The organism is Thermoproteota archaeon, assembly GCA_030130125.1.
Lineage (GTDB): Archaea > Korarchaeota > Korarchaeia > Korarchaeales > Korarchaeaceae > Korarchaeum.
Window position 1 is genome coordinate 1 of record JARZZM010000038.1, and the last position, 4,297, is coordinate 4,297.

General features: G+C 54.1%; 5 protein-coding genes. 4 read left to right on the forward strand and 1 reads right to left on the reverse strand.

The window, feature by feature from the left end; translation table 11 throughout:
• Nucleotides 1-1,061 (reverse strand): glutamate--tRNA ligase family protein (locus tag QI197_06335; GenBank protein MDK2372980.1); only part of this gene is annotated, 1,061 nt, incomplete at its 3' end.
• A gap of 35 nt (nucleotides 1,062-1,096) precedes the next feature.
• Here QI197_06335 and QI197_06340 point away from each other — a divergent pair.
• The 4 genes from QI197_06340 to QI197_06355 form a co-directional block, all read left to right on the forward strand.
• Nucleotides 1,097-2,044, forward strand: coding sequence for an RsmB/NOP family class I SAM-dependent RNA methyltransferase (locus QI197_06340; protein MDK2372981.1), 948 nt, complete (start codon nucleotides 1,097-1,099; stop codon nucleotides 2,042-2,044).
• Nucleotides 2,041-2,445 carry a hypothetical protein gene (locus tag QI197_06345; protein ID MDK2372982.1) on the forward strand — a complete coding sequence of 135 codons (405 nt, stop codon included), beginning with the start codon at nucleotides 2,041-2,043 and terminating at the stop codon, nucleotides 2,443-2,445. Before QI197_06340 ends, QI197_06345 begins: the two co-directional genes overlap by 4 nt.
• A gap of 43 nt (nucleotides 2,446-2,488) precedes the next feature.
• Complete coding sequence (gene guaB / locus QI197_06350; protein MDK2372983.1) at nucleotides 2,489-3,928, forward strand: IMP dehydrogenase; 1,440 nt, start codon at nucleotides 2,489-2,491, stop codon at nucleotides 3,926-3,928.
• 64 nt (nucleotides 3,929-3,992) lie between these two features.
• Nucleotides 3,993-4,297, forward strand: a 305-nt coding sequence (locus tag QI197_06355; protein MDK2372984.1) for a hypothetical protein, incomplete at its 3' end; no start/stop codon positions are given.

Sequence of the window (4,297 nt, forward strand, 5' to 3'; positions counted from 1 at the left end):
ATGTACCTCTTTGAGAGAGGGATTCCCTCAACCGTTATCCTGCCGAACTGCACCATGTGGTATTCCCTTAGACCCAACTTCCTGATTATCGTCCTCTGAACCTCCACATGAGGTTCGAACTCCTTGCTGCGGAACGCATGAGTTACCCCAGTTAGGGAGTCCATGACGCTGACCGAGAAGTCGTAAACGGGGTATACTCTGAACCTGTTCCCATGGATTGGGTGGGGTGCTTCTACTATCCTGAAGATGCCCGGGTCCCTCATGGTTATATTGGGATGCCTCATGTCCGTCTTGAGTCTTAGGTGGGCCTCCCCTTCCCTGAAATCTCCCTCAAGCATCCTTTCCCACAGCTCCAAGTTGACATCCACTGGCTGATTCCTGTGCTCGCACTCCCTTCCCTCCCTCCTCCAACGACGAACCTTCTCAGCCGGACATGTGCATACGTAGGCATCCCCCTGTCTTATCAGCTTCTCCGCCAGTTCGTACATCTTGGGGATGTGATAGGATTCTATGATCTCCTCGTCCCATTTACCCGGCGACAGACCGAGTTCCCTCTCGGCAGCCTCGAGTAACCTAGAGAACTCCTCCCTTATGGCATCGTAGAACTCCAGCCTCTCCACCCTAGGATTGGTGTCCTCGAATCTCAGTAGGAACTTCCCCTTGTATATCCTAGCGTATATGAAGGGAACTAACAGTCCTTTAGCGTGCCCCAGCGTCGGATAACCGTTGGGTTCCGGTGCCACTCTCGTCACGACATTACCTTCCTCAGCCCCCTCTAGAGGTGGCCACACCCTCTCCTGCGGCTTTTTCTCCCTCTTAGGTGGAGTGGCTATCTCTTTCAGGGCTTCAAGAGGCATCTCATTGACCTGGGAGACCATTTTCTCCACCAGAGAAGCCAGTTCCCTAGCCTTCGGCCTCAGATCCGGCCGAGATGCCATGAGCTTACCTAGGACAGCCTTTGGATTGGCCTTACCGTACTTGAGAGCGTTTTCAGCAGCTAGCTTTAGTATCAGGTCCCTCAGCTCCTCCAAGTTAACACCCATCAGGCTCCATCCATCCAAAACCTAGATAAAGCTAGGGGGTCTCACCTAGCGAGATGAGCCATGGCATCCCGGAGGGGCTGATAAAACCGGAGTTTGAGAGGAGGTATAGAGAGCTTCTTGGAGAGGAGTACGACATACTCCTGTCCTTCATGGCGAGGAAGCCGATTCCGAGCATCAGGCTCAACCCGATGAAGGTAGATCCTGACTGGCTGGTGGCGAAGCTCGAGGAGGGTGGGTGGGTTTTGGAGCCAATACCGTGGTACGAGTACGGCTATAGGGTAAAGAAGGGACCTGAGAGATTGGGAAATACTGAATGGCACCAGTTAGGGCTGTATTACGTTCAGGAAGCGGCTTCCATGATCCCTCCGGTCGCACTCTCACCCAGTCCGGGAGAGAGGGTATTGGATCTGGCTGCCTCTCCGGGATCCAAGACGACCCAGATATCTGAGATGATGAGACATGAGGGGGTTTTGGTGGCCAATGATGTGACTCCCGATCGGGTGGACGCACTGATAGCCAATGTTCAGAGGATGGGGTCCATTAACGTGGTAGTGACTCTGTCCGACGGAAGGAGGGCCCCCCAGTTCTTCAGGGAGGAGAAATTCGATAAGGTGCTGTTGGATGCCCCGTGTAGCTCCTTGGGAGAAGTCAGGAGGTCTTGGGGCGCATTGGTCAGGTGGAGCCCCAAGTCCGTCAACAAGATAGCTAGGCTCCAGCTCTCTCTGGCTAAGGCGGCCTACCGCGTCCTCAGGAAGGGAGGGGTCATGGTGTACTCCACCTGCACGTTGGAACCCAAGGAGAACGAGTGGGTCGTTTATAATCTCCTGAAGCTAGGTGCTGTATTGGAGGAGCTCCAGTTAGAGGGGCTCAGGTGGAGGCCCGGATTGGAGAGGTGGATGGATTGGGAGTTCGGAAGCGAGCTGAGGAAAACCATGAGGATATACCCACAGGACAACGACACTATAGGGTTCTTCGTGGCTCTGCTAAGGAAGCCGATGTGAGCGAGTTCCTCGCCTGGGTCAAGCGGTGGTTTGATGTCGATCTCTCTGGCTACTCCTTGATCAGGTCAGGTAAGAAGAGGATAAGGTTCCTGACCAAGGAAGCCGCTGGATTCGATGTGAAAGATGTGATAAGAGGGGTCTATCTGGCCAAGAAGGCCCCTTACGGTTACATAATTAGCGTGGAGGGATCCTACGTAATCGGCAGGGGGGCTTCGAGGCATGTGGTTGAGCTCAGTGAGGAGGAATTCAGGAGATGGATGAGGGGAGAGGATATAGCAGTAGAGCTACCGGAGAGGGGGGTTTACTTGGTGAAGTTCGGCCCGGTTTTCGCTGGCTCCGGGTACTACAATGGTGAGGTGCTTCGCAACCTAATCCCCAAGAGCAGGACCGTCGAACCCTGACTCGGGGGCGAAAAGTTTATCCAACCATCTATCCACTCTAGATATGCCTTGGGATAAGTTTGCTAACATAGAGATGGCCTTCACATTTGGAGATGTCATTCTTCTGCCCGGAAAGACCCAAGTAGAGCCTTCCGAGGTGGATCTATCCACCCGGCTGGGAGAGATCGGGCTTCATGTCCCCATCTTATCCTCTCCGATGGACACTGTGACGGAGGCGGAGATGGCCATAGCAGTCGCTAGGATGGGCGCCTTAGGCGTACTGCACAGGAATTGCACGGTTGAAGAGCAGGTTAACATGGCTAAAGCGGTCAAGAGAGCGGAGTCTTTCATAATAAGGGATGTTGTAACCGTTACTCCCGATGATACTGTCGAGACCGCTCGCTCGATAATGAAGGAGATGGACATATCAGGCCTCCCTGTAGTGGCCGAGGGCAGACTGGTGGGTATAATAACTAGGAGAGACGTCTACTTCGCCGAGGATGGTAATCAGGTGGTTAGGGAGGTGATGACAAAGGATGTCATCACAGTCAGTCCAGATATAACTCCTCAAGAGGCTAGGAAGATCATGTCTCGCTATAAAATAGAGAAACTCCCTGTGGTCGACGATTATGGTCGGCTAGTCGGTCTTATAACTGCTAAGGACGTCTTTTACAGGGAGTCACATCCGTTCGCCACCAGAGATGGGGAGGGAAGGCTGAGAGTAGCTGCGGCCATATCTCCCTTCGATCTGGAGAGAGCGAAGGCCCTCGAGCCTTATGTGGATCTGCTGGTTACTGATGTGGCACACTTCCATAACGAGAATGTGATGAGGGCTGTTAAAAGGATAACGGAGGAGGTCAACGTTCCCCTAGTGGCGGGGAACATCGGGACCTACGAGGCTGCTGAGGAGATCATCACTAGGCTTGATGTAGTGGGTCTGAGGGTCGGTATAGCCAGCGGGAGCATATGCACCACCGGGGAGGTGACAGGTGTCGCTGCACCGACCCTCTTCGCTGTGGCCAAGGCCTCTGAAGTGGTGGCTAAATACGGCTCTGATGTGGCTGTTATCGCCGATGGAGGGGTTAGGGGTCCTGCTGAGGCAGCTAAAGCCTTTGCAGCCGGTGCAGATGCTGTCATGCTCGGCTTCGCCTTGGCTGGAACCAAGGAATCCCCAGGATCCCCTCTGATAGTGGGAGGGAAAATGTACAAGGTTTACAGGGGTATGGGCAGCCCGTCAGCCAGGTCGAAGAGGTTCGCTCTCGACAGATACAGCAAGCCGTCCAAGGACATAGCTGAGGGGATAGAGGGCCTAGTCCCGTACAGGGGTGACGTCGCTACAGTCATAGATAAGTTCGTTGCGGGCCTGAGGGCCGCCTTCGGCTATGTAGGCGCCGCCAACATAGGGGAAATGAAAAAGAAGGCCAGAATAGCCCTCCTATCATCAGTAGGTGCTAGGGAGATAGCTCCCCACGATGTCAAGCCCATGGAGAAGTTTTCAGCCTGAATAACCTCCTTTTTTGACCAGAAACATTTATAAACGGGATTGAGCCGACTGCCGGCTGGTAGGGATGCAGGGCCTACAGGACGTAGTCGTGGCGCTGGAGCAGCTCTGGATGCTGTTCAAAGTGACCGCTCCCAAGTTGCTATCTGCTGCCGTGATTCTTCTAGTGGGATACGTGATAGGGAGGCTTGTGGGCATAGTCATCAGCGGCTTACTAAGGAAGTTCCTGGGACTGGACAAGTGGGTGCGCAGTAAGGGCCTCATGGACGAACTGTACGGCATAAGTCCCTCCGGTCTCCTCGCTGGGCTAGTCAAGTGGTACATCTACCTCCTTTTCATAGGAGTCGCTGCCGAGAATCTGGGCTCCGGCGT

Bases quoted from the DNA above. Each gene is read 5' to 3' on its own strand.
- guaB (MDK2372983.1), top strand. From the start codon at position 2,489: ATGCCTTGGGATAAGTTTGCTAACATAGAGATGGCCTTCACATTTGGA.
- QI197_06340 (MDK2372981.1), top strand. From the start codon at position 1,097: ATGAGCCATGGCATCCCGGAGGGGCTGATAAAACCGGAGTTTGAGAGG.